Below are 22,416 nucleotides of genomic sequence, written 5' to 3'. Positions count from 1 at the left end.
CCTTGTTGTGGTTTCTGACCTGGTTGTTGTGGTCTTTGTCCTTGTTGTGGTTTCTGACCTGGTATATTATTTTGATTTGATTTTTGTCCCGGCTTTACATTTGGATGTGAACCTGGAATTGGTCTCATTTTACTCCACAATACACTCATTCTTGCCTTGTATCCTACACCATATTCTAGCTCATCTGGAACAAGTGTTGCAGGATGGACAAATCCTTGGCTTCTAATTGCAATTGCTCTTTTCATTGCAATGTTTCTAACATAATCCCAGTCTGCAGTTGCAAACCCATCAATTGGACCTATTAGCACACCATTGTGCATTGAAAACACAAGTGCAGATACGATTGGAATTGCATAGTTGATACTTGCTGGAGAATTTATTTTCACTGGCATCAAGGGCATATGGTGACTACCTCTCGTGTTTCCTGCTACGAGATGTGGATTGTTAAATGCAGCCCCTGCTTCTTCTGTTGCCGGAAAGTCTTTCTGAGTTCGTATTATGCATATTGGGTCATCTTTTCCAACATAGGTTCCCGCTATATTGTGTAGTCTGTCAGTTGATGCAGATAAAATTGGCTGATTGTCCTTGGTATCTACAGTAGATATCACATATCTTCCAGGATACATCAGTGCAGCTTCAAGTGTTGGCTTGTCTTCCCACATGTTTAGTGTTGCAATTTTTCCTTTCTCGACATCCATTACTGATATCTTGACACCTTTTGCCAAGTTCTGATTTACAATTAGTCCTGTATTTGATAATGCATCAACAAACATTCTGTAAAATGGATAGTTGAATGCTCCAGGTTCTGTCTTGTCTGCGGCATAAATTGTAAATGCTTCATTGGGTCTCTCATCAAATGTCAATTCTGCGACACCTGGTCCCATGCCTTTCACATTTCCAGAGAATGAATCTTTCAGTAGATCTTGGCCTGCACCGTACAGTCCTTCGCTTTTTGCAACTCTAGTTGCAGCTTCAAATGCATGCCACGCAAGTCCATGAACTTGAGAATTATTAACGCCCTTTGTATGAGTCATGACGATGTGAATGTCATCTCCACAATATCCGATATAGGAATCAATTAGAAGTCCTTTACCATCTTTTCTTACTTGTGGCTTTACAAGATTTTTCACAGCGGTAAGTAGGCCATCACTTGGTCTTGTATGTCCACCTATTCCGCCAACATCAGCTTTGATTACTGTTACTGTAATTTTCATTATTGATGATGATAAAATAGTTCGATTTATACCATGTGAAAAAAGTTGATCTAAATGATCGAGTCAGAAAATAATTCAATTTTTAATGTAAAAAAAATTAAAAAATGAAAATGCTAATAAAGCCCTTCTCAAGTAACATCCTACATGAGTACAGCAGCAGCAAGAAAACCTCACTTGAACATGATTGTCGTAGGACACATCGATAACGGTAAATCTACAACCATGGGTCACTTTTTAATGGAATTGGGCTTAGTTGATGAAAGAACCATAGCCCAACATGCAGCCGAATCCGAGAAGACCGGAAAAGGTGACACTTTCAAATATGCATGGGTCATGGACAATATCAAAGACGAAAGAGAGAGAGGTATTACAATCGATTTAGCTTTTCAAAAATTCGAATCTCCGAAATACTTCTTCACATTAATTGATGCACCAGGTCACAGAGACTTTATCAAAAACATGATCACAGGAGCTTCAGAAGCAGACTGTGCAGTGTTAGTCTTATCAGCCAAAGAAGGTGAAACAGATACTGCAACCGCACCAGGCGGACAAGCAAGAGAACACGCTTTCTTACTTAGAACATTAGGTGTGGGACAACTCGCAGTTGCAATCAATAAAATGGATGATAGTAACTTTTCAGAAGCAGCGTTCAAGGCAGCAAAAGAAAAAGCAGAGAAATTATTAAAATCAGTAGGTTACAAGCTTGAAAATGTAGCAATCATTCCAGTCTCAGGTTGGAAGGGCGATAATTTGGTCAAGAAATCACCAAACATGCCATGGTGGACAGGTAAAACACTATACGAAGCATTTGATGAATTCAAGATGCCAGACAAGCCAACAGGTAAACCACTCAGAATTCCAGTTCAGGATGTTTATACAATCACCGGTGTAGGTACAGTCCCAGTAGGACGTGTCGAAACCGGAGTTGCAAAACCAGGTATGAAAATAGTTGTCATGCCATCAGGAGCAATTGGAGAAATCAAGTCAATTGAAACACACCACACTGAAATGTCATCTGCAGAACCAGGTGACAACATTGGATTCAACTTGAGAGGTATTGAAAAGAAAGATATCCACAGAGGGGATGTTATCGGAACAGCTGACGCACCACCGAACGTGGCAAAAGAATTCCGAGCTCAGATCATAGTTATTCACCATCCAACAGCAATTTCGCCTGGTTATACACCAGTAATGCATGCACATACAGCTCAAGTTGCAGCAACCATAGTTGCATTCGAAGCAAAAATCAACCCACAATCTGGTGCAATCGAAGAAGAAAATCCAAAATTCTTAAAGGCCGGAGATTCTGCAATCGTTAGAATCAAGCCAGTAAGACCATTGTGTATTGAAACATTCGGAGAATTTCCAGAAATGGGAAGATTCGCCTTAAGAGATATGGGTGCAACAATTGCAGCAGGTATCGTAAAGGAAATTACTGAGAAATACACCAAGTAAGGGACCTGAATGACACAGACAGCCCGAATCAAATTAACAAGCACGAGTCTTCAAAGACTGGACGGGGTCTGCACAGAAATCAAGGGAATAGGGGAAAAGACAGGTGTCAAAGTAAAAGGTCCTACACCGTTACCAGTAAAAACATTAAACGTTGTTACAAGAAAGTCACCATGCGGTCAAGGAACAAATACCTATGAAAAATGGGAAATGCGAATTCATCGAAGAGTGATAGACTTGGGTGCAGATGACAGAGCAATAAGACAATTAATGAGAATCAAAATTCCAAACGACGTATACATTGAACTTACTTTGAAATAGATTTCGATATAAAATGTCTGAACCAACTCCAGAAATACAAGCAGAGGAAATACCGGTAGAAGAAAAACCAGTAACATTTAGTGTGTACTATTCTTGCATGCGTTGTGGAACTAATGTGTCACAATCTGAATTGTCACGACTGCCAGAAATAAAATGCATCTGTGGTTTTAGAGTATTTACAAAGGTCAGACCACCAGTAGTAAAAACAATAAAGGCTTTCTAAGAATCTCTTTTTCCGCGATAAGTGTGTGATCTTTGCATATGAGTTCGCATCTCTTCCATACTTGAGAAATTCATATTGCATTTTTTACAATCATATATCTTGTCACTATGATATACCTGCTGATGTTGCATCAAGTATTCTTGTTGTCTAAATTTTTCACTACATATATCACACTTGAATTTTTTGAATATGTGCATCGCTAGCCCATCTTTGCCTTGTTTACATCCCAACATTCTTTGCACAGTTGGCCATCAAGTATCCATTGTTTTTTCGGATTATATCGTATCATGCCAAGTGTTTTGTGACATACTGTACAAAATGATTTTTGATTTTTAAATTCAAGATCCTTTTTGTTAAAACATGTCTTACACAACAAACCAGTCATATCCCATTGATATCGTGGTTCCCATAAATCTGGAACATCTTTTTCCATGCCACAAGTGACACACTTTTGTCTCAAACTTAGTTCATAGAATTTTTTCATCTGGATAACATAACAATCCCCGCAAAGCGGACCCTCAATTTGCCACTCACTTTTCGGCTTGTGTTTATGTGCTATCTCTTTTTTGCAAATATTGCAAATAACAGGTTTTTTTGAGAATAATCCCATGTTTTAAAATGAAACTAAATCCATTAAATAGTTATCATAAAGGAAAGAAAATGAGAACGTTCGTTCTCGGTTTATTGGCCTAGTACTTCTTCGAGAAGCTGGCCTGCGTTTAACATGCCCTTTTGCTTTGCAATCTGCTCAATCTTTGCATATTGTTCAGCTGTAAAACAAACAGGCATTGAACGGTCTTTCATGCTATGTGACAGTATTTCTGATTTTATATCCTTTTTGTTGATTTGCTTTGATCGTCAGGATCGATTTTATGGGCTAGTCTTTAAACACATACTTACGCTGCCCCCGAAGTTCTGGACTACTTCCTACTCCTACCAGTATGAACTCTTTTTTGCCCTCAAGAATGTTCTCAGTTGGACCAAGTTTACTTTCATGAATCTGCTCATATTCTTCTAATGATACTTTTCTCCTGTCACCGATTTCTGCCTCCAAGTTCATGTTCTTGACAATTTCTTTGTAGGTTGGCATTATAACACCACTAAAGACCATTGCACTACTACCACTTCCATACGAGCCAAACCCAAATCTCTTACCATCTAGATCTGTACCCTTTTGGAATTCAAATTCTAGGCAACTTCTAAAGCCCATGTAAAGTGAAGCAGTGTAAATATTTCCTACCGTACTTGCTGCAACAAGAGAACTTGCAAGTTTGGAATCATATGCTTCTTGGAATTCCTCAGTTTGTGTAAATCGTTTAGTAAACTCGTGATCTTTTTGCATAAACTCTTCATCTGCAAGTATTGATTCTATTGTTCCACGTGGATCTTTTGGTGCAGGTTCCGGCATTCCCATTTTTTCTATGATTCCCTTCCAGCGAGGCAAGCTACGCCACTCATGTCTTAGAAGATATGTCAGTGCTTTTTTTCCCATGTTGCTGTATGGAAGATGCATGTTGATAAAATCAATATAATCCAAAATTGACTCTCCTTCCTTTAGTTTTATTATTCCAGTTGAGAGTGCCTTTTCTTTGTATGCCATCAATGCCTTTTTGACCTGAATCATGTAAAGCAAGTTAGAATACTGTCCATTGACAATTGGAGTCTCTTTTCCAAATGGTCTGTAGAAGTCATATTCATTTTTAATTGAAGTTGAAGTAACTTTGGGATCAAAGGTCATAATTCGCGGGTTGTCATTTAACAGCATTGCAATGGCACCAGCTCCCTGAGTATATTCACCACTAGAACCCATGTCATATTTTGCAATATCTGACACCACCACAATGGCAGACTTTCCCTCTGCCTCACCTGCTCTTATCCAATTAGCATTATCGTACAAAGCATATGACCCACTAACACATGCAAATTTGCATTCTATTCCACCACAATGTCCAAAGGAATCATTCCCATAGACTTGTTCTAACATTCCAATCACATAGGAGTTCATTGCTTTAGATTCGTCAAGTGATGATTCTGTAGCAACGTATAATCTTCCAACATCTTTTGGAGCAATCTTATTTCGTTCCATTATTCTAAGGCAAGCATTTGCAGCCATACATGCCGGGTCTTGATTGGTATCTACAATTGCCATTCGAGATACGCCTAGACCTTTTTGGAGCTTGTCTGGGTCCATACCACGAGCCTTTGCAAAGTCTCTGGCATCCACAAACAATCTAGGAACGTAGAGGGCTATGTCGTCTATACCTGCAGCCAATAGCTTCAGCTTTCCAATTACAGATATAAGGATTTTGAGAATCTAAAATGATCCCAAAGATTGACATTTTTTGTCATTTTATGGGAAAATGTTTAAAATTTTATGACTTTAGCTGCGATTTGAATATATTGTCAAAAACTTGGAATGGTTGTGCTCCTACCACTTTGGTCACAGTATGGTCAGGTAAAATGATGAAAAAATCAGGCGTTCCTGTCAACCCAAGGTCTTTTGCGTTGGATAGACTTCCCTCAACTACAGAAATATACTTGGATTGAGTCATACACTGATTAAACATATTTGGATCTAGTCCAACTTGCTTTGCAAACTTTAACAAGTTATCCGATGATGCCCAGCCGGTATTTTCTCCGGCCCAGTTATTGTATAAAGCATCATGATAATCCCAGAATTTCCCCTGTTCTTGCGCACAGTGTGAGGCATGAGCCGCATTTACAGAATCCTGACCGATTATGGTGAAATCCTTGAAGACCATCCTAACTTTACCTGTGTTGATATAATTTTTCACAATATCTGGCTCTGTACTATTATAGAATTGGTGGCAGTAAAAGCACTGATAGTCTCCAAACTCTATCATTGTAATTGGAGCATTTTTTGATCCTAGTATTGGAGAAGTATTATCAATCAACAAATGTATTGATGCTTGTCCAGTTGTGGCATTGCCTTGGCCCTGAGTTTGAATCGGTGGTAATGACACAGTCTGTTTTTGAGTGCCTTGTCCAAACATGAAAAAAACAATGACAACAACTGCAATTACAACTCCCACCCCAATTCCTATTGATGGCAGATGAATATTCAATGATCAAATAATAGTTTTAGATTATTTAGCCCTTGTTGAAAGGGTAATCCAAATAAATGGGCGTTCTTGTCAGAAAACTATGAAAAAGGTTTTTGTCAATGGTTATGGTTCCATCGGTAGTCGGATAACTCAGTTTATTGCAGATGATAAAGACATAGAATTAGTAGGAGTAGGCAAGTACTCTCCTGATGAAAAGGTTGCAGATGCTATTTCTCGAGGATTTCACGTATATGTCCCAAAGGCAAAGATGGATTCTTTTAAAAATTATAAAATATCTGGCTCATTAGAGGATGTAATTTCAGAGTGTGATCTGGTAATAGATGCAGCCCCAGGCGGTATGGGATATACAAACAAAAAAACACTTTATGAGCCAAAAAATGTCAGAGCTATTTTTCAAGGAGGTGAAAAAATAGGTGGTTCTGAATCTGTTGCAAATTTAATATTCAACTCAAGGGTAAATTACGAAAAAACATTTAATGAAAAATATGTCATGCAGGGAAGCTGCAATGTAACTGGAATGGGAAGAATACTACAACCTCTCAAAGAGAAATATGGTAAAAAGATAAGACGGTTTGATGCCACATTGATAAGAAGATGGGCAGACCTTGAAGACGTCAAGACTCCTGTGAAAGATTCAATTGAATGGACTAGAAAACCACACCACAATGAGGACGTAAAGAGCTATATGGGTGCAGACACTCCATTGTTTATTCGCGTACTAAAGGTTCCAACAAGACAGATGCATGTTCATTTGATGGACATTAGATTTGATGGGACTGCACCAAATGTGCAAGAGATTCTGGATTTGTATAAAAACGAATATGGAATTGCAACATTATACACAGCAAAGGGAACAAAGGACATTAGAGATTTTGCAGAGACTATGAAATTTAATTTCAAAGATACCAACATGATTCACATTCATGCAGATGTAATCGAAGTTCAAGATGATGTCATCAAAATGACGTATTCTGATGATCAAACAGGCATAGTAGTACCTGAGAATCATCTCTTAATGCAGGCCATATTGTTTAACAGAAAAAGAGATGAGGCATTCAAGCATACCGAGGAATTATTCCACATGGCAGAAAAGAAAAAACTCCTCGAAGAACACTTTGCAAATAAATAATTCCACATTACATGACGATGTGCCGCTAGAATGACATTCTATTAATATGAACTTATAAAAGAGACATTGTAGAAGATTACATACACAATACTTTGTTCTCAATCATGTTGAAAAATTTAACGATTAAAACTAATAATTTAACATCCGTGTTAAGCATGCACTCTATCAATAGAGGTACCAGATAATGATGCCAAACCTGACTTTAGATGTCACAATACTTGCAATCATGGTGGGATTATCGGGATTTTTTAGCGGATCAGAGATTGCATTAATTGGCATAAGCAAAGCAAAGGTCAATCAACTTGTAAAAGAAAAAGTAAAAGGCTCAACATCACTTTACAAATTAAAATCCAATCCAAGCAGGATGCTTGCAACTTTGAACCTTGGAACAAACTTGGTCAATGTAGGATCATCTGCACTTGCTACAGAGGTGTCATTAGGGATTTTTGGAGACAATGGTCTTGCAATAGCTATTGGCATTATGACATTTGTACTTCTAGTATTTGGCGAAATTACTCCAAAAGCATATTGTAATGCAAATGCAACCAAAATCTCTTTAAAGGTCAGTAGAGTCATACTTGTTTTCAGTTATGTGTTTTATCCCTTTGTGCTACTTTTTGAAAAGATCACAAATACAATACTAAAAGTAGTTGGAAGTTCACACCAACCACCACCAATTACTGAGCAAGAAATTTACAGTGTAATAGAACAAGGCTTGGAAGACAAGGCGTTGCAAAAACATGAGCGTGAGCTTGTTCACGGGGCACTCAAGTTTGATGACATTGTCATTCGTGCAGTCATGACTCCAAGAACAAAGATGTTCATGCTTCCAGCAAAGACTCTACTTTTTGATGCGATGCCGTTGATAAGTAAAAGTGGGTATTCAAGAATACCAATTTACAAAGATACACCTGATCAGATTGTTGGTATACTCAATGTAAGAGATTTGTTAAAACATTTGGAAAAGGATGAAAAAATGCTTACTTTAGAATCCCTGAGCAGAAAACCAATCTTCGTATCACAAGAACAGAGAATTAGCAAATTACTTCGAGAGATGCAAGGTAGACAAACCCACATAGCAATAGTTGTAGACGAGTTTGGCGGAGTTGAAGGGTGTGTTACACTTGAAGATTTACTAGAGGAGATAGTTGGAGAGATAATGGACGAGACAGATTTAGAAGAGCTTAATTTCAAAATGCTGGACAAAAATACAATGTTAGCTAATGGCGATGTTGAGATAGATACGGTAAATGAGATACTCAAGTCAGACATTCCACAAGGAGAGGATTATTCTACTTTGAACGCATTATTACATGACAAATTAAAAGACATTCCAAAACAAGGAGACAGAGTAATAATAGAATCAATCAAGATGACAGTAGAAGAAGCAGTAAACAATCAAGCAAGTCGCATAAAGGTAGAAAAAATGCCAAGCAGTTAGGTTCTAGGCGGTATTGCAAATTTGTTTTGTGGGTTTTTGTGATAATCTACAGGTATGCTAGAATCTTTTTGCCTGCCTGTTAGTATTCCTACGACTGTTTCATCTTTCTGTATTATTCCCTCTTCAAGTAATTTCTTAACGCCAGCAGGAACAGCTCCTGATGCCATTTCGCAATCAAATCCATTGAGGCCTACTAGTGCCATTCCATCAAGCATCTCTTTGTCGGATACTTGGGTTACAATGCCATTTGTAAAATCAAGTGCTCGCAATCCCTTGAGAATGTTGGCAGGTTTTGCAATTTGTATGGCAGTAGCTTTTGTCTTGGGCCTAATCTTGTTTTTATCCATGTATTCATAATATCTTTTAATCAAGCCAGTATCAGATTTTCCTTTATTCCATCGTAGTTCAGTATTTTCAAACTTACCATTATACAAATTGTATAAAGTGTTGGCACCTTCTGAATTTACAACTGCAAGTCTTGGAATTTTCTTAATCCACCCCCATTCATATAACTCCATCAATGCCTTTCCACAGCTTGACGTGTTTCCAAGTGCGCCTCCAGGATAAACTATCCAATCAGGAGGATTCCAATCCAAGGATTCCAATGCCCTAAAAACAATTGTTTTTTGTCCCTCGATTCTAAATGGATTTACAGAGTTTACAGTATATCCGCCAATTTTTCCTGCCTGTTGTAATGAAGTTGATAGTGCATCATCAAAATTTCCTTTAATTTCTACAACTTGAGCCCCAAATTGAAATGCCTGACTAAGCTTTCCAGGTGCAACCTCTCCTGCAGGAATGTATACATCACACTCCATCTTCTCGTTTGCAGCATACATTGCAGCTGAAGCTGATGTGTTACCAGTTGAGGCACATATTATTTTTTTAATTTTAACAAGTTTAGCATGTGTTACTGCAGTTGTCATACCATTGTCTTTGAATGATCCACTCGGATTGTATCCTTCTGGTTGAAGCAAGAGATTCTTTACTCCGACATAATCTGAAACCCTAGACATGTGATATGGTTTTGAGAGTCGTCCCTCTGCACCATCAAGTGATACTAAGTATTTCGAACACTGATCAATGTCTTCAGTATCAATTTGACAAAAATTTAACAATTCACGGAAACGCCAGACTCCGCTTTCATTGAAAATATTATTAGTGTGATTTCTGCGTTTATAGAATACATCTTTTAACGTAGTAGGAGGAATTGTACTATATTTTACATCAAGTAAGTGTCCTTTTTCACATTCTATTCTAATATCAGTTACAGGATATTGAAGACCACAGTTTGGATCTACGCATTTTAAGAATGCAGTAGGTGACATTATGGAAAACTTAGTTGAATCTTATTTAAATCTAAAGGATTTTAAATTTAGACAAAATCTTTGCCGTTACATAAAAAAAGTATAAACTAGAATACGTTATTTTTTTGGACCCGAACGCATGTGAAAGTTGATACAACATTTGCATTCTTTTGAGATACATTCCTTTTCAGATAAATGACCACAAATACCACATTCACAATGAGTTTGCATCTTTCTTCTGAGGAGTTATCAAATTTAACCAATATGAGGGTTCTTCTTGGACAAACAATAGATGTTATTTTTTTGATTTTTTAGGTTTTACAGAAGGTTTCTTTCCGGATTTTTTCTTGTCTTCCATGTGTTTTGCCTTTGCTTCCTCGGTTTCTTTGCTCTTCTCATCTACTGCCTTCATGACAGCCTGAATCAAGCCGTCAAGATCACTGTCAGAAACCTCAGGTTCTACAGCACTTGCTATCAGAGTAATAGTATTAGATATGGCAGAGCTCACCTCATCAAAACTCTCAGGATCTTCATATGCTGCATTGTATAGTGCCTTTAGCCTGCGAACATCGGAAAGCACCTGATCGGTCAGGGTTAGACGGTATTTTCTACCATTTATGGTGATTTCCTGAATTATCATGCATGCACTCGCCATCATGCTTTCATAAAGTTTTCTGTAAAAAATGTCTATTTTGGGTATCACGATAGATTTCATCAAATATTTCATGATGAATAATTATAGGTATGTCTGAGTTTAATGGTTTTATTCCTAAAGACCATGTGTTAATTCCTTGTTCTAACATTATATTGAATTGAGCTGTAACATTACCATTCAAAAGAATTGTGCGTTTATCTACAATCTTTTTTACATTATTTTGTAATTCAAGTATGGGATAATAATCAATCATGATTCCATGAGTATGGTTATATCCAATTTGAACCGTATAATTCAAAAGAAAGGGTTTTTCTGGAACTATTTTTGATTGAGTTTTAACGGGATATCAAAATAATGACCTTCTGAAACAGTATCTTTCCATTCAACCATGGAATTAGACGTAACTATACCAAGAATAATTGATACTGTAGAAATAAAGAAAAAGATAATGAAAATGACTCCTGATGAGAGGAAAAGGCTCGGGATAGGTAAGGGTACGCTCTGGTACATGAAAAAGAACATTTCCGATGGAAAAAATATCAAAATTTATGACAAGGTTTTGTCTAAATTAGATTCAAAATGAAACAGATGAGGCGCTGAATTAAAATTTCAAGCCCCCAACTTAACACAGAGAAGAATTTCTAGTCAAATCCTGTATCTTACCAGATCTTCATTTAGGAAACTTTATTTGTACACTCTAATCTAACAGAAGAAGGCTATGACATTAGCCTTGGAATAAAACTCCTAAACTGCCCAAGAAAGGTGCTGATAATGTCTACCTAATGGAAATTAAATAGGTAGACAAATGAACACAAAAAATAAAAAACAAAAATTGGGCTGGTACAAAAATCTAGTCTATTCAATAATATTTGCAGTTATCATAATAACAGGATTCATAGCTCCTGTAAGTGCAGTAGATTTTGCTGCACAACTCAGCACGACATCTGCTACTGCAAAACCATCATTTCAATTTGAAAGGACATATGCAATTGATTATCCTAATGGCGGAGAGATAAAAAATATGTTAAATGGTAAAAACGCCTCCATGACATTTTACCTTAGCCCGTCTGATCCGATAAAGCAATCACTTGTCAAAAGTCTTACTTCTGAAAATATAGAAGAACTCAAGAGTGGCGCAAATATTACGGACGTTGACATTACATATTATGCAACACTGTATACAACTGATACTGAAACCCACATCGATTATAAAATAACATTTATTCCAACTGTATCAAACTATGTGCTAAGACCAGCAAGTGGCGATAGTGCAGCCATTCTTGATACCCAGTGGAGGGGGCTGACTATACAGGATCCAGTACTGGTAAACATTTCAAATTATGGACAGTTTGACATCAACTCTCCGATTGATTTTATAAAAAAACAATTCCCTGATCTTTACAGCAAGATAAAAGGGTCTAATGCAGAGAATCTATTTGAAATTCCATTAATGTCATCAAACGATCTCATGAGTGATCCCATATCAAAATGGCAACACTTGTTTGATCCTGCATATACACTTGTAGAAACTAATTCACTTGGGTACAAGGGACAAAAAATAACCATTTCGACATACGCTACTGGTGAGAGCAACATAAGCGAGGGACTCATGTTAAACACTGTTAAAAATGCTGATCTTAATGCAGACGTGGATTATCCAGTAAGCTACACTGAACGAGCAGGCTCTGCCAGCATACAAATCGACGGTTATGTGGCAGTGGCAGACATAAATGGCGTTGAATACTTTGGTTCTAGCCCTCAAGCACCACAGGGCAGTGGAATAAACTCGACAGGAAATTATTCTGCTCAGGTTATCTATTCGATGGCAGGATTTGCAGTAGTAATAGCTATAGGTGTTTTCTGGTGGAGCAGTAGAACGACAAAAGCTGCACTCAAGAGAGGAGTAGACAACAGCACACCACCATCATTCCAGTATGAGGCAAGAAAACACTGGGCAGACAGATTTGATGAAAAATGATCATACCTATGAAGGGAATTGAAATAGCATTTCTTGCAGTAGGCGGACTTTTCGGAACATTTCTCCGATATGGGATTACAAAATCACCATTAATCCTTGGTGCATTACCTGTAAATGTATTAATTGTAAATGTCATTGGAAGTTTCATACTAGGTGCATTTGCAGTATTATCACCACAATGGAATCTTGATCAAAAATATACATTACTAGCTGCAATAGGTTTCTGCGGTAGCTTTACTACAATGTCTTCATTTGCCTTGGAATCATCAAACATGATAGATAACAAACAATATTCTATGATTGCACTCAATGTGATTACAAATGTTGGACTGTCGCTTGGTGCAATATTTGGAGGAAAAGCACTGGTAACCGCGATAGTTAGTGAGGGATTAAAATGAGAACCATGAAAATGTGGTCACTTGTCATACGAATCAAAAAGAACGATACTGTAAGAGGAAAACGTGTACATGTCCTGATACTTGAAATCTTGAAAAAAGGATCAATATCTGGTGCCACTGCTTGGACGGGGGTATCAGGCTATGGTAAAAGAGGAAATTCTGACATTCATCAAGAAGGCATATCTGTCAACATGCCACTTGTTATCGAAGCAATAGATGAACTACAAAAACTCGAAAAGGTTCTACCTGAGATCAAAGAGATAGTTGATGACAACGGCATGATTACGATGCAGGAAGTTGGCGTAATCTGAGTTTTCTTTTATGCTCAAATGTTTTATGCGGTAGTACAGGTATTCATGTAAAAAAAAAGTGAGTTGGTATGAAACTCAAGGGACGAAAACATCTTTACAGGGCATTTACAAAAATGCAAGGCGCAGATCATTACGGTCAATGTCCTAAATGTGAAAAGTGGCATAAAAAAGGAGATGTAGTTTTTAGCAATAGCAGAAAAAGATATTGCATTTATTGTTATGTCATTGTATTTGGCAAATATGATTTAAAAAAATTTGTTACAGAAATGGAGCAAGTACGAATTGAATCCCAATAACTTGGAAAAACAAGAAAAAATAAGACGAAAATTTAAGGTATTTGTCTGTTATAGTAAAGAGGATCATGAAAAGGCACGTATCTTAGAATTCGTGCTTTATGAAAAAGGATTTGGGGCACATCTGGTAGATAATGAATCTCATGGTAGTTTTATTTCAACTCACATCAAAGAAACAATTAGTTCATCAGTCTGTTTTGTTTTAATTTCTACAACAAATTTCATTAATTCAAGTCTGATTAATCAAGAAATAGGGTATGCGCAGGGAAAAGGATTGCAATCTATACTTTTGGTTAGTGCTGGATTGTTAAATGATGTTCAAGACGTCAACGCAAAAATAATTGTTATAGAATTTAACGAGGATAATTTTAGGCAACAATGTATTTTGGTAGCAAATAGGGCAGAAGAGATGGCAGAGATTTTGGATGAGCCAATAGATCTTGAAGCATTTCTTGATTTCTATACAAAGCTCCGACTATAAGTTGGATATGAAAATAGACTTTTTAAACTACAAAAATTAGTGACATTTCTCAGGCTCTATCTCTATTCCCCCTCATTATGTGGGATCATGCAAATTTGAACTTCATAATCAAAGAGATTGTTACTTAAAACTCACAAAATAATATGTTAACACTGTGATTCAATAGAAAAGTAGGAGCTATGGAATACAAAAATAAACCATATAGTAGCATGTTCGGCTCGGTCCATCCTTTTTTGAATTAGGAATTCTATTTTTGTGGAAGTGTTATTGTAAAAACAGTAGGAGGTGATTTGACAGATATAGTTCCACCATGGGATTCTACTATGGCACGAACGCTGGAAAGACCTAAACCAGTACCAGTTTGTTTGGTGGTAAACAATGGCTCAAATATTTTACTGATATTTTCTTTCGATATTCCATCCCCCGAATCCTCAAATTCTATGATCAGATTGTTTTTTTCACTCTTACTACGTATTGTTACAATTCCTTTGTTTTTTCCTATTTCCTCGATTGCATTTAACAAAATATTGGTAAATACAACTGATAACTGAATTTTATCTGCCATGAGAGAAAAGTCATTTTCTGGCAGTGTGATAGTGGTGTTTTCTGGGATGTTTATGCTTTTAATAGAATCGCCTAAAATGTTGAAAATTGAGACTAGTTTTTTGTCCAAGGGTATTGTTTTAACAAATCCTAGTACTTGGTTAATCTGGTGATTGATTCTAGATACTGCGTCATTAATTATTGGAATATATTCATCAAGTTTTGGGTCAGATTTGTTATTAATTCGCATCTCTATTCCTTCAACTGATAATCTGATTACGCTTAATGGGTTTCTGAGGTCATGTGAAAGTCTTGCAGTAAGCTCACCTATTACGGATAGTTTTTCTTTTTTTATCACTTCATTTTGTGTTTGGAGGATGATTTTAGCTTGATTTTTTGTCTTGTCAAATAAGAGTATGACAAATAATATTGCAATTCCTACTATGGCAATCAAACTTGGAAAAACTAAATCAAGAAAAAAATATAGGGTCTTTGTAGATTTTGCAGTATTAACTAAAATATTTTCGGAATATTCGGTGGTGTGTTTTCCACCCATCTCTACCGTTGCCCCTCTATTTCCATCACTTACAAAATAGTCATCCCAGTATTTAGAAAAAGAAACCGTAGTTCCAGTTGCAGGTTCAACTGAGATTGTACAACCTCCATCAGACAATATTTTCTTAGACGGAAATTCTGGATGGTCTGAAGACACATCAACCCCGCTATATTTACACGAGAAATCATATACGTCAAGACCGTATATACTGTCTTCTTTCTCAAAAACAAAAGAAGTCTTGGAGAATATCATTGGATGGAAAAAATCATAATCTACTTTTTGAACATTTGGAGGAAAGGTGAAATATTCATTCATTGACTGATGCATTCTGGTAGCCCTGTCAACAAAAAATGTATGAGTATTATCAAAAACTATTTCATTTGTCACGGGATCTTTTCCTAATATCGTAGAATTAATCGCCAATATGTCCCCGGTTACATTTATCACATTTTCTCTCAGAGTCTCTCTTATTCCAAATGGTTCTGACAAGTTTCCCCCTATGGAATTTAATATGCGATCTTGTCCTTCTTGTTCCGAAATTAATTCATAGTTTAATGGAATTTTTTTCATTTCGTTAACAAATAAGCCATATGTAATCATGACAGAAGCAATGGCTAAAAATCCTATAACTAATTTTATCTTAAAACTCATCAAAATGTAAGATACGTGATGCCACATATTAAGAAATTAATTTTTTAAGAGAATTATATTTGAAATCAAATCCTCCTAAACACTGTTTAACCGAATCTTTTTAAATAAACTCCGTCTTGGAATTATATGATTACCTGTATAGTTGTGGATGACGATGCGAATACTGTCAAGGTTTTTTCTGACATTCTTGAACTTATTGGACTACAAGTAATAGGAAGGGGTTTTAGCGGCAGCGAAGCAGTATGTCTCTATAAAACATATGTTCCAGATGTTATTTTTATTGATCTCATGATGCCAAAAACCGATGGTCTTTATGCCATTGAAAAAATTCTAAAAATTAATCCTACTGCAAAGATTGTAGCAGTAACAGCTGATCTTTCACTGGAAACATATCAAAAGTTAGGTGAACTAAAAATTAAAACGATTATTTACAAACCATTTAGCATTCATAACATAAAAAAAGTATTAGAACAGTACAATATCAATACATCGTGATTGCATGTTTCCTTACTGGTTGAAAACCAAAATGTTGATATGGATTTAGAATAGTTGGAACGCAAAAATGCACTGTATAGTAGCGTGTACGACCAGTCCCACATTCACAGTACTTTACATCCACATTTCCAGTAGTTTTGTAATTTGTGCCTAATTTAATGTCAAAATAATGGACTCCAACAGTAAACAACACACGATACAAAGAACAATTACCCGAAAGACGTCAAATAAGCAAGTTGAATAGAAAATCCCCCGGCAAGTCAGAGAGGTATTTTAGCACGGGTCTTACCATGATCACATCTAGAGGCATTAATGGACCAAATGTTATGACTGCAGAATGGGTAATGCAGATTTCGTACCAACCTATGTTAATTGGAGCATTTATTCACGAAGGATCTAAAACATTGAAGAACATAGAAAAAACAAAAGAATTTGGAATAAACGTAGCTTCACAAAAACAAACCACTGCAGTAAATATCGCGGGGGGATATTCTGGAATAGAGTTAGACAAATTAAAAATAAAAAGCATCTTCAAATTTGTCAAACCCCAAAAAATCAAGACGCCTCTAATTTCAGGTTGTACAATTAATGCGGAATGTAAGCTAGTCAGAAAGCAAAAACTAGGAGATCATATCATGATAGTAGGCAAGGTTGTAGACATTAGACATGATGATTCTAAAAATCCACTAATATATCATAGGGGACGATATTTTGGCTTAGGCTCTACTATAGAACAGGACAGAGTAGAAGTCAATGTATCTGAAGACATGTTGGAATATTTTAAAAATATTGCACATGAAAAATTTGTTGTAAAATGTGTCGGAGTCATAGTAGAATCAAAAAACAAAATCCTAGTTATATCCAAATCAAAAACTGCATTGAACATGATTCCATTTAGCATTCCACCCCCCGGCGCAAATCAGAGAGATCATCTCATAGAATTTCTAAAACATACTGGATTAGAGATACAAGTTAGTGATATTCCAATCATGAAGAGATTAATTCTGAAGAATGGTAAAAACATCCAAAGAATAAATTTTGTACTATTCCAAGGGAAAAACCAAAAATCAACAAAAGTAATGAAATGGACGCATTCCATTAATGACAATTTGATATCTACCCTAATCTAGATTGTAATATAGTCCAGTGCTACTGCATCGCCAAGCAATGAGGCATGCCTGGAATTTACAATATATCCATTCTTGATATCAGTTGTTGGAACCCATCTGTTTGTAGAACTATAGTGTCTTTTCTCCTTCATTTCTTTTTCAATAACATGTAGGTCACATTCACCTTCTTCGATCTGTTGCGTATTGATGTGTTTTATGGTAATGAGAATTCTTTTTACTTTAACTCTGACTCCAAATCTCCAAATGTGGTCCGATGTATCATCTTCAACTTCAAGTAATTTTAGTTTTATCTCCTTTGTGGCTAGTGCATCCCTGCTTACCAAGCTGCGTTCATCCACAAAATCTTCAAAGCTCATAATTTTATTAGTACAATATCATATTAAAGAAGTATTCGGTTTAGTTGGCACTTGTTTTTTAATAAAAGGCATTATCCCATCCTCGAGTTTCAGCGGACTTCTTTTACCTTCAACCATTGCGTATGTGTCTCCCTCATATGTGCAAATAAAATCAGTTACAGGATATTGTTCATCCCATATTTTAAAAAATTCTCGAAGCTCTCTATGTTCATATTTTCCAGTTCCGATTCTTTTCTTGGATGAGAATTTGAAAGCAATAATCATTTTTCGTGTCTTGTATAACTCAAAGGTATGTATCCACTTCAAACAACGCAGTATCTGATCAAAAGGTACTCTTAAGGTGGTATTTGTGCCAGATTTTGCCTCTATTGTGTAAATTGTATTTTCCTTGGTACTTACTGCTAGTATATCAGGCAGTCCAACGCTAGGCGACCCAAGTCTAAAGGCTTTCCATCCTTCTAGTACGTTGAATCTTTTAACAAGCGTATCTTCCCAATTGTATCCTCGTTGTCTTCTAGTTCTTGCAATACGTTGATTAGTTTTTCTACTTTTTTTCTTACGAAGTTTGGGTTCCATACCATTCAATGCAGTTTGTTCAACAGAAGTTACCATGTCTCGTAATAAGATTAGAGAATTTTGGTGATATAGACTTCATGGTAATTATAGTAACACCTTGACGGGTATTTTTTGTAACATGTGTCTTTTTCACTCTCGATCTAAGAATATTCATAGAAATCAAATTATTTCAAAAAACTACTTGGGACATCCTCAGCATTAATATGTCATTATTTAGAGCAATAGAAACATGTCAACAAACGATGCCCAAATCACATACTTGAAATACAAAGAATATGGGGATCTCCTAAAAGTAATTCTATATTCGTCGCAATCAGTATTAGGTGCGGTACCTTTGATGTATCATTTGAATCATAACAATCAGAACATTATTTTCATACAGACAGGAACGATAGGCGGAAATGTCATACACTATATTGTAAGCAACGACCCGCCTACAAAGAAATTGATAGAATTGAAGAGGCTTACTGGAGATTTCCATTTTGTTGACAAGATAGGAACAGATGGGATGTCTTTATACATCCCAATTTTAGAATTAGAGAAATCCAATCTCAAATTTCCTTGATGATATAATTATCTAGTTTAGTCAGTCTGAAAAACAAATTTTGGCATTTCATCATAATTACAATATTTTAGTGTCAGATTTTGTCCTCTAATCAAATTAGAATTTCCCTCTAGAGTTCCAAATACACGTATATTGTTTTCAAATTCACCAATACAGAAGAGTTTTCCATCCTTGCTAGAAAATTCGACAAGTGTTGCTTTTTTTGAAACAGGTCTCCATATGACATCTCCAAAGCATTTATTGCAATAATCACTTGGGGGCCATACAAGATGCTTACATTTGACACATTCACTACAAACAAAATTGTTATTTTTTAATTCGTCTTCGAATCTAGTCATGATTCCAATACCAATACAGTTGATGATGTAGATCCTGCAGACATGTTATGTACAAGGCCTGTTTTTGCACTAGATACTTGTCTTTTTTGGGCCTTTCCACTTAATTGCTGATAAATTTCAACCACTTGAGCTATCCCTGTTGCACCTAGCGGATGTCCTGCACCAATCAATCCCCCTCTCGGATTTATTTTTTTATTACCTGTATCATAGAGTTCTCGAACAAATTTTGCGCCATGTCCTTTTTGGCAAAACTCCATGTCCTCCAATTCAATAATTTCACATACACTAAATGCATCGTGAAGCTCCGCAACATCTACATCCTTTGAAGTCTTGTGAGACATTTTGTATGCATCTGCAACTGCAGTCTTTGTTGATTCCATTGATGTCAAATCATTATTTTTTGTAAAACTTGCAGAGATAGTCTTCTGACCAATTCCTGTTATCCAGATAGGGGCATCAGTGTATTTCATCGCTTTTTCTTCTGAGCAGATTAAAACTGCCGCCGAGCCATCGCATGGCATAGAACAATCTAATTGTCTTATATTTTCAGTGAGATTTTTTGAATGCATTACATCGTCAAGGGAAAATAGTTTTTCAAAATATGCATATGGATTATCTAGTGCATTGTTATGATTTTTAATAGATACATATGCAAGATCTTCAAGACTTGTGTTGTATTTTCTCATATGCGCACTTGTAAACATAGATGCCCAAAAAATGGGATGCTTGAATTCTCCCCTTGACATATCCCAATTTAAAACAAGACCTGGACTGTCGGTCTTCTCACCCCCTACAACAAGAGCAGTCTCTGACAGTCCAGAGGATACATATGCACATGCAGAAACTAGGGAATTTGTTCCAGAATTACACAAACTTTCAACCGAGTGAGATATTTTTGGTTTAATTCCAGATAACTCTGATATTATATTTGCCAAATAATTTTTATTTGCATTTGTAGAGGTAAGTACTACATCGATATCTTTCTGGTCTAAATTTCTAGTGTTTTCAAATAGTGATTTAATAGAAGACAGCATTATAGAATCTAAGGATTTTTCAGTTTTATTGAATTTAGTAAGACCTGTTGCAACAATTGCTACTTTTTTCATGTCATATCACTTGCAAGTGTTCTGGTAAGTAGTTCAAAAGATTCTCGCACATTTCCAACAGGATTGAATTGAAGTATGGGCAAATCCACTCCTACATCTACAAACTGTAGTATTTTTTTTCTAATATCCTCAGGAGTTCCACTTATTGATAAAGAATTCATCATATCGTCTGTCACAAGTTCATAGTTGTTCTTCAAACCATTTTTCTTGTACGCTTCAAATATTTCTACCGTCTCATTTTGAAATCCATTAGATGCCAAGAATTCGCGATAAATTTTTCCTACTGAAACATAAAACGCAATTGTTTGCTTTGAGCGTGTAATTGCTTTTTCAGAATCCTCTGAAACACAGGTTATCAACTGACATGCAACATCAATTTTTTTCTTGGATTGCATTTTTTTAATTGTATTCTTTAATTCTTGCAATGGTCTTAGATAGAATATGACGCCATTGGCAATCTCCCAAGTAAGGTTTACCATTTTTTCATTTATTGCTGCAAGATAGATTGGAATTTCTTTTCTAGGAGGCGTGATTAACAGACCAAAGTTCTTTAGGTTATAAAATTCACCCTTGTAAGATATTTTTTCTCCCGAAACTATGAGGCGTATTATCTTGACATATTCACGCATTCTCTGTAGTGGATTTTTAAATTCAAAACCATGCCAGTCTTCAATAATTGATTTACTACTTGTGCCCAAGCCCAGAATAAATCTACCATTTGACAAAGTATCAATAGTTACAGCAGACATGGCTATCAAAGCAGGGCTTCTTGAGTAAATATTGATAATAGATGAGCCCAACTTGGGGGTTTTTGACACGTTGGAAATGCCAGACAAAATTGAACTACAATCCATCCCCCATGTTTCTGGGATCCAGATAGAATCCGCAGAATATTTGTTTAACGCCTTAGCACAATCAAATATCTCTTCAACAGACAAGAGAGAACCTAGACTAAACCCAAGTCTCATACTACTCACTTGGTAGATAGAAATTTTTCATAATGATTGGCTATAATAAGAGATTCACAATCCTCCATATCTTTGTAAGAATCAACAGATTTCCAAAAAACATTGGAATATTTTATGGCATTCAATGTACGGCGTGCTGCAAGAACTGGGAAGGTGGTATTTTCAAGATTGCCATTTTTAGGAAGATGTCTTACAACGTCTTTATTCAGATAGTAAATTCCTGCATTCATCCAATAATCAAACATCTCAGGTTTTTCTTCAAATCTTTCAACTTTCACACCATTTAGATGTACAATTCCAAATGTAGTTCGAAGAGGTATAACCGCAACAGAATTTCTGTGCATCTTTAATTTTCTCAAATCAAGATTTGTTATTACATCACCGTTTGCTACAAAAAAGTCATCAGTGTCAATGTATTTGATAGCTTTTTTTATGGCGCCAGCAGTCCCGAGAGGTTCTTTTTCAATAGAATATTCCAATTGGACGCCAAGATTCTTACTTTCGAGGTGTTTCCTTATCTGTTCTGCTCTATACCCTGCACAGACAATGATCTCTTTTATTCCAAACTTCTTAAAGTAACGTATTTGCCATTCAATAATTGGATAATTGCAAAGAGGTATTAGCGGTTTTGGTAAATAGTCAGTCAAAGGTTTGAGTCGTTTACCAAACCCTCCTGAAAGAAGTATCGCTTTCACAAAATTAGAGTTAATAGATTTGAATTAAAAGATTTGGGAAAACCATCTTCAGGATCATCAAAATTAGCGTTTTATTCCGATTTTTTCTCAGTAATATAATAATGCAATTCAGTGTAGCATTCCACACAATACTCTTCATCCAGAGTGT

Annotated in this window: 30 protein-coding genes and 1 riboswitch; of the genes, 14 read left to right on the top strand and 16 right to left on the bottom strand. The window is 36.1% G+C overall.

What is annotated here, in order from left to right:
• A partial coding sequence (locus C0Q33_RS08975; protein ID WP_101478262.1) for a fructose-1,6-bisphosphatase occupies window positions 1-1,214 on the bottom strand: 1,214 nt, incomplete at its 3' end.
• A gap of 144 nt (window positions 1,215-1,358) precedes the next feature.
• Between C0Q33_RS08975 and tuf the strand changes: the two genes are divergently transcribed.
• Genes tuf through C0Q33_RS09655 form a run of 3 tightly spaced genes read left to right on the top strand, consistent with a single transcriptional unit; the run spans window position 1,359 to window position 3,210 of the window.
• On the top strand, window positions 1,359-2,669 hold the full coding sequence (gene tuf / locus C0Q33_RS08970; RefSeq protein ID WP_101478261.1) for a translation elongation factor EF-1 subunit alpha: 1,311 nt from the start codon (window positions 1,359-1,361) through the stop codon (window positions 2,667-2,669).
• A gap of 9 nt (window positions 2,670-2,678) precedes the next feature.
• Window positions 2,679-2,987 (top strand): 30S ribosomal protein S10, encoded by a 309-nt coding sequence (gene rpsJ, locus C0Q33_RS08965; RefSeq protein ID WP_101010450.1) that lies wholly within the window; start codon window positions 2,679-2,681, stop codon window positions 2,985-2,987.
• Window positions 2,988-3,000: 13 nt separating this feature from the next.
• Window positions 3,001-3,210, top strand: coding sequence for an RNA polymerase Rbp10 (locus C0Q33_RS09655; RefSeq protein ID WP_101478260.1), 210 nt, complete (start codon window positions 3,001-3,003; stop codon window positions 3,208-3,210).
• Here C0Q33_RS09655 and C0Q33_RS08955 read toward each other — a convergent pair.
• The 5 genes from C0Q33_RS08955 to C0Q33_RS08940 all read right to left on the bottom strand — a co-directional run bounded on the left by C0Q33_RS08955 (window position 3,207) and on the right by C0Q33_RS08940 (window position 6,296).
• Window positions 3,207-3,341, bottom strand: coding sequence for a hypothetical protein (locus C0Q33_RS08955; RefSeq protein ID WP_281258854.1), 135 nt, complete (start codon window positions 3,339-3,341; stop codon window positions 3,207-3,209). The genes C0Q33_RS09655 and C0Q33_RS08955 overlap by 4 nt on opposite strands.
• A 68-nt stretch (window positions 3,342-3,409) precedes the next feature.
• Window positions 3,410-3,820, bottom strand: a complete 411-nt coding sequence (locus C0Q33_RS08950; protein WP_101478258.1) for a hypothetical protein — start codon at window positions 3,818-3,820, stop codon at window positions 3,410-3,412.
• Window positions 3,821-3,891: 71 nt separating this feature from the next.
• A complete protein-coding gene (locus C0Q33_RS09625) occupies window positions 3,892-4,014 on the bottom strand; it encodes a hypothetical protein (RefSeq protein ID WP_281258853.1) in 123 nt (40 codons plus the stop codon).
• A 73-nt stretch (window positions 4,015-4,087) separates the two neighbouring features.
• Window positions 4,088-5,482, bottom strand: a complete 1,395-nt coding sequence (locus C0Q33_RS08945; protein WP_101478257.1) for a hydroxymethylglutaryl-CoA synthase family protein — start codon at window positions 5,480-5,482, stop codon at window positions 4,088-4,090.
• A gap of 100 nt (window positions 5,483-5,582) precedes the next feature.
• Complete coding sequence (locus C0Q33_RS08940) at window positions 5,583-6,296, bottom strand: DsbA family protein (RefSeq protein WP_245867422.1); 714 nt, start codon at window positions 6,294-6,296, stop codon at window positions 5,583-5,585.
• A gap of 79 nt (window positions 6,297-6,375) precedes the next feature.
• On the opposite strand from C0Q33_RS08940, the gene C0Q33_RS08935 reads away from it, so the two are divergent.
• The gene (locus tag C0Q33_RS08935) at window positions 6,376-7,425 is read left to right on the top strand and encodes a type II glyceraldehyde-3-phosphate dehydrogenase (RefSeq protein WP_101478256.1); all 1,050 of its coding nucleotides are present in this window, start codon (window positions 6,376-6,378) and stop codon (window positions 7,423-7,425) included.
• A 187-nt stretch (window positions 7,426-7,612) separates the two neighbouring features.
• The gene (locus C0Q33_RS08930) at window positions 7,613-8,866 is read left to right on the top strand and encodes a hemolysin family protein (RefSeq protein WP_101478268.1); all 1,254 of its coding nucleotides are present in this window, start codon (window positions 7,613-7,615) and stop codon (window positions 8,864-8,866) included.
• On the opposite strand, the gene thrC is transcribed toward C0Q33_RS08930, so the two are convergent.
• From thrC to C0Q33_RS08915, 3 genes are all read right to left on the bottom strand, one after another.
• Window positions 8,863-10,194, bottom strand: a complete 1,332-nt coding sequence (gene thrC, locus C0Q33_RS08925; protein WP_101478255.1) for a threonine synthase — start codon at window positions 10,192-10,194, stop codon at window positions 8,863-8,865. The genes C0Q33_RS08930 and thrC overlap by 4 nt on opposite strands.
• A gap of 274 nt (window positions 10,195-10,468) precedes the next feature.
• On the bottom strand, window positions 10,469-10,813 hold the full coding sequence (locus C0Q33_RS08920; protein WP_101478267.1) for a hypothetical protein: 345 nt from the start codon (window positions 10,811-10,813) through the stop codon (window positions 10,469-10,471).
• Between the two features lie 22 nt (window positions 10,814-10,835).
• Window positions 10,836-11,081 (bottom strand): hypothetical protein, encoded by a 246-nt coding sequence (locus C0Q33_RS08915; RefSeq protein ID WP_101478254.1) that lies wholly within the window; start codon window positions 11,079-11,081, stop codon window positions 10,836-10,838.
• Window positions 11,082-11,216: 135 nt separating this feature from the next.
• Here C0Q33_RS08915 and C0Q33_RS08910 point away from each other — a divergent pair, with 135 nt between their 5' ends.
• The 6 genes from C0Q33_RS08910 (at window position 11,217) to C0Q33_RS08885 (ending at window position 14,289) form a co-directional block, all read left to right on the top strand.
• Window positions 11,217-11,411, top strand: coding sequence for a hypothetical protein (locus tag C0Q33_RS08910; protein WP_101478253.1), 195 nt, complete (start codon window positions 11,217-11,219; stop codon window positions 11,409-11,411).
• Window positions 11,412-11,533: 122 nt separating this feature from the next.
• Window positions 11,534-11,613: riboswitch (Fluoride riboswitch) on the top strand.
• Window positions 11,614-11,633: 20 nt separating this feature from the next.
• Entirely contained in the window at window positions 11,634-12,806 is a 1,173-nt protein-coding gene (locus C0Q33_RS08905; RefSeq protein WP_101478252.1) for a hypothetical protein, read from the top strand.
• Window positions 12,803-13,204 carry a fluoride efflux transporter FluC gene (locus tag C0Q33_RS08900; protein WP_245867420.1) on the top strand — a complete coding sequence of 134 codons (402 nt, stop codon included), beginning with the start codon at window positions 12,803-12,805 and terminating at the stop codon, window positions 13,202-13,204. The genes C0Q33_RS08905 and C0Q33_RS08900 overlap by 4 nt, the downstream gene beginning before the upstream one ends.
• Window positions 13,201-13,515 (top strand): DUF190 domain-containing protein, encoded by a 315-nt coding sequence (locus C0Q33_RS08895; RefSeq protein ID WP_101478251.1) that lies wholly within the window; start codon window positions 13,201-13,203, stop codon window positions 13,513-13,515. Before C0Q33_RS08900 ends, C0Q33_RS08895 begins: the two co-directional genes overlap by 4 nt.
• A gap of 68 nt (window positions 13,516-13,583) precedes the next feature.
• Window positions 13,584-13,811, top strand: a complete 228-nt coding sequence (locus C0Q33_RS09415) for a hypothetical protein (RefSeq protein WP_101478250.1) — start codon at window positions 13,584-13,586, stop codon at window positions 13,809-13,811.
• Window positions 13,798-14,289 carry a toll/interleukin-1 receptor domain-containing protein gene (locus C0Q33_RS08885; RefSeq protein ID WP_165776500.1) on the top strand — a complete coding sequence of 164 codons (492 nt, stop codon included), beginning with the start codon at window positions 13,798-13,800 and terminating at the stop codon, window positions 14,287-14,289. Before C0Q33_RS09415 ends, C0Q33_RS08885 begins: the two co-directional genes overlap by 14 nt.
• A gap of 247 nt (window positions 14,290-14,536) precedes the next feature.
• On the opposite strand, the gene C0Q33_RS08880 is transcribed toward C0Q33_RS08885, so the two are convergent.
• The gene (locus C0Q33_RS08880; protein WP_245867418.1) at window positions 14,537-16,039 is read right to left on the bottom strand and encodes a porin PorA family protein; all 1,503 of its coding nucleotides are present in this window, start codon (window positions 16,037-16,039) and stop codon (window positions 14,537-14,539) included.
• A gap of 126 nt (window positions 16,040-16,165) precedes the next feature.
• On the opposite strand from C0Q33_RS08880, the gene C0Q33_RS08875 reads away from it, so the two are divergent.
• Both C0Q33_RS08875 and C0Q33_RS08870 read left to right on the top strand, forming a co-directional pair.
• The gene (locus C0Q33_RS08875) at window positions 16,166-16,534 is read left to right on the top strand and encodes a response regulator (RefSeq protein ID WP_101478248.1); all 369 of its coding nucleotides are present in this window, start codon (window positions 16,166-16,168) and stop codon (window positions 16,532-16,534) included.
• Window positions 16,535-16,770: 236 nt separating this feature from the next.
• Complete coding sequence (locus tag C0Q33_RS08870) at window positions 16,771-17,664, top strand: flavin reductase family protein (protein WP_133121066.1); 894 nt, start codon at window positions 16,771-16,773, stop codon at window positions 17,662-17,664.
• Here the strand turns inward: C0Q33_RS08870 and C0Q33_RS08865 are convergent.
• Window positions 17,661-18,020 (bottom strand): hypothetical protein, encoded by a 360-nt coding sequence (locus C0Q33_RS08865; RefSeq protein WP_101478246.1) that lies wholly within the window; start codon window positions 18,018-18,020, stop codon window positions 17,661-17,663. The genes C0Q33_RS08870 and C0Q33_RS08865 overlap by 4 nt on opposite strands.
• Window positions 18,021-18,038: 18 nt before the next feature.
• Entirely contained in the window at window positions 18,039-18,632 is a 594-nt protein-coding gene (locus C0Q33_RS08860) for a PDDEXK family nuclease (RefSeq protein WP_245867416.1), read from the bottom strand.
• 193 nt (window positions 18,633-18,825) lie between these two features.
• Between C0Q33_RS08860 and C0Q33_RS08855 the strand changes: the two genes are divergently transcribed.
• Entirely contained in the window at window positions 18,826-19,161 is a 336-nt protein-coding gene (locus C0Q33_RS08855) for a hypothetical protein (RefSeq protein ID WP_101478245.1), read from the top strand.
• 17 nt (window positions 19,162-19,178) lie between these two features.
• Here C0Q33_RS08855 and C0Q33_RS08850 read toward each other — a convergent pair whose 3' ends face one another.
• The 4 genes from C0Q33_RS08850 to C0Q33_RS08835 are packed head-to-tail and all read right to left on the bottom strand — an operon-like array spanning window position 19,179 to window position 22,268.
• On the bottom strand, window positions 19,179-19,499 hold the full coding sequence (locus tag C0Q33_RS08850) for a zinc ribbon domain-containing protein (protein WP_101478244.1): 321 nt from the start codon (window positions 19,497-19,499) through the stop codon (window positions 19,179-19,181).
• Window positions 19,496-20,605, bottom strand: coding sequence for a thiolase C-terminal domain-containing protein (locus C0Q33_RS08845; protein ID WP_101478243.1), 1,110 nt, complete (start codon window positions 20,603-20,605; stop codon window positions 19,496-19,498). The genes C0Q33_RS08850 and C0Q33_RS08845 overlap by 4 nt, the downstream gene beginning before the upstream one ends.
• Complete coding sequence (locus C0Q33_RS08840) at window positions 20,602-21,573, bottom strand: LLM class flavin-dependent oxidoreductase (RefSeq protein ID WP_101478242.1); 972 nt, start codon at window positions 21,571-21,573, stop codon at window positions 20,602-20,604. The genes C0Q33_RS08845 and C0Q33_RS08840 overlap by 4 nt, the downstream gene beginning before the upstream one ends.
• A 5-nt stretch (window positions 21,574-21,578) precedes the next feature.
• Complete coding sequence (locus C0Q33_RS08835) at window positions 21,579-22,268, bottom strand: nucleotidyltransferase family protein (RefSeq protein ID WP_101478241.1); 690 nt, start codon at window positions 22,266-22,268, stop codon at window positions 21,579-21,581.
• Window positions 22,269-22,416: the final 148 nt, after the last annotated feature.

Source organism: Candidatus Nitrosotalea bavarica (genome assembly GCF_900167955.1).
Lineage (GTDB): Archaea > Thermoproteota > Nitrososphaeria > Nitrososphaerales > Nitrosopumilaceae > Nitrosotalea > Nitrosotalea bavarica.
The sequence above is the reverse complement of the archived record's forward strand: the minus strand, read 5'-3'. Positions and strand labels throughout refer to the sequence as shown.

What these genes read in the sequence shown, in the direction of transcription:
- tuf (WP_101478261.1), top strand. Translation starts at nt 1,359, where the DNA reads ATGAGTACAGCAGCAGCAAGAAAACCTCACTTGAACATGATTGTCGTA.
- rpsJ (WP_101010450.1), top strand. Translation starts at nt 2,679, where the DNA reads ATGACACAGACAGCCCGAATCAAATTAACAAGCACGAGTCTTCAAAGA.
- C0Q33_RS09655 (WP_101478260.1), top strand. Translation starts at nt 3,001, where the DNA reads ATGTCTGAACCAACTCCAGAAATACAAGCAGAGGAAATACCGGTAGAA.
- C0Q33_RS08955 (WP_281258854.1), bottom strand. Translation starts at nt 3,341, where the DNA reads ATGCAACATCAGCAGGTATATCATAGTGACAAGATATATGATTGTAAA.
- C0Q33_RS08950 (WP_101478258.1), bottom strand. Translation starts at nt 3,820, where the DNA reads ATGGGATTATTCTCAAAAAAACCTGTTATTTGCAATATTTGCAAAAAA.
- C0Q33_RS09625 (WP_281258853.1), bottom strand. Translation starts at nt 4,014, where the DNA reads ATGAAAGACCGTTCAATGCCTGTTTGTTTTACAGCTGAACAATATGCA.
- C0Q33_RS08935 (WP_101478256.1), top strand. Translation starts at nt 6,376, where the DNA reads ATGAAAAAGGTTTTTGTCAATGGTTATGGTTCCATCGGTAGTCGGATA.
- C0Q33_RS08930 (WP_101478268.1), top strand. Translation starts at nt 7,613, where the DNA reads ATGCCAAACCTGACTTTAGATGTCACAATACTTGCAATCATGGTGGGA.
- thrC (WP_101478255.1), bottom strand. Translation starts at nt 10,194, where the DNA reads ATGTCACCTACTGCATTCTTAAAATGCGTAGATCCAAACTGTGGTCTT.
- C0Q33_RS08920 (WP_101478267.1), bottom strand. Translation starts at nt 10,813, where the DNA reads ATGATAATTCAGGAAATCACCATAAATGGTAGAAAATACCGTCTAACC.
- C0Q33_RS08915 (WP_101478254.1), bottom strand. Translation starts at nt 11,081, where the DNA reads ATGATTGATTATTATCCCATACTTGAATTACAAAATAATGTAAAAAAG.
- C0Q33_RS08910 (WP_101478253.1), top strand. Translation starts at nt 11,217, where the DNA reads ATGGAATTAGACGTAACTATACCAAGAATAATTGATACTGTAGAAATA.
- C0Q33_RS08905 (WP_101478252.1), top strand. Translation starts at nt 11,634, where the DNA reads ATGAACACAAAAAATAAAAAACAAAAATTGGGCTGGTACAAAAATCTA.
- C0Q33_RS08900 (WP_245867420.1), top strand. Translation starts at nt 12,803, where the DNA reads ATGATCATACCTATGAAGGGAATTGAAATAGCATTTCTTGCAGTAGGC.
- C0Q33_RS08895 (WP_101478251.1), top strand. Translation starts at nt 13,201, where the DNA reads ATGAGAACCATGAAAATGTGGTCACTTGTCATACGAATCAAAAAGAAC.
- C0Q33_RS09415 (WP_101478250.1), top strand. Translation starts at nt 13,584, where the DNA reads ATGAAACTCAAGGGACGAAAACATCTTTACAGGGCATTTACAAAAATG.
- C0Q33_RS08880 (WP_245867418.1), bottom strand. Translation starts at nt 16,039, where the DNA reads ATGAGTTTTAAGATAAAATTAGTTATAGGATTTTTAGCCATTGCTTCT.
- C0Q33_RS08875 (WP_101478248.1), top strand. Translation starts at nt 16,166, where the DNA reads ATGATTACCTGTATAGTTGTGGATGACGATGCGAATACTGTCAAGGTT.
- C0Q33_RS08865 (WP_101478246.1), bottom strand. Translation starts at nt 18,020, where the DNA reads ATGAGCTTTGAAGATTTTGTGGATGAACGCAGCTTGGTAAGCAGGGAT.
- C0Q33_RS08860 (WP_245867416.1), bottom strand. Translation starts at nt 18,632, where the DNA reads ATGGTAACTTCTGTTGAACAAACTGCATTGAATGGTATGGAACCCAAA.
- C0Q33_RS08855 (WP_101478245.1), top strand. Translation starts at nt 18,826, where the DNA reads ATGTCAACAAACGATGCCCAAATCACATACTTGAAATACAAAGAATAT.
- C0Q33_RS08850 (WP_101478244.1), bottom strand. Translation starts at nt 19,499, where the DNA reads ATGACTAGATTCGAAGACGAATTAAAAAATAACAATTTTGTTTGTAGT.
- C0Q33_RS08845 (WP_101478243.1), bottom strand. Translation starts at nt 20,605, where the DNA reads ATGAAAAAAGTAGCAATTGTTGCAACAGGTCTTACTAAATTCAATAAA.
- C0Q33_RS08840 (WP_101478242.1), bottom strand. Translation starts at nt 21,573, where the DNA reads ATGAGACTTGGGTTTAGTCTAGGTTCTCTCTTGTCTGTTGAAGAGATA.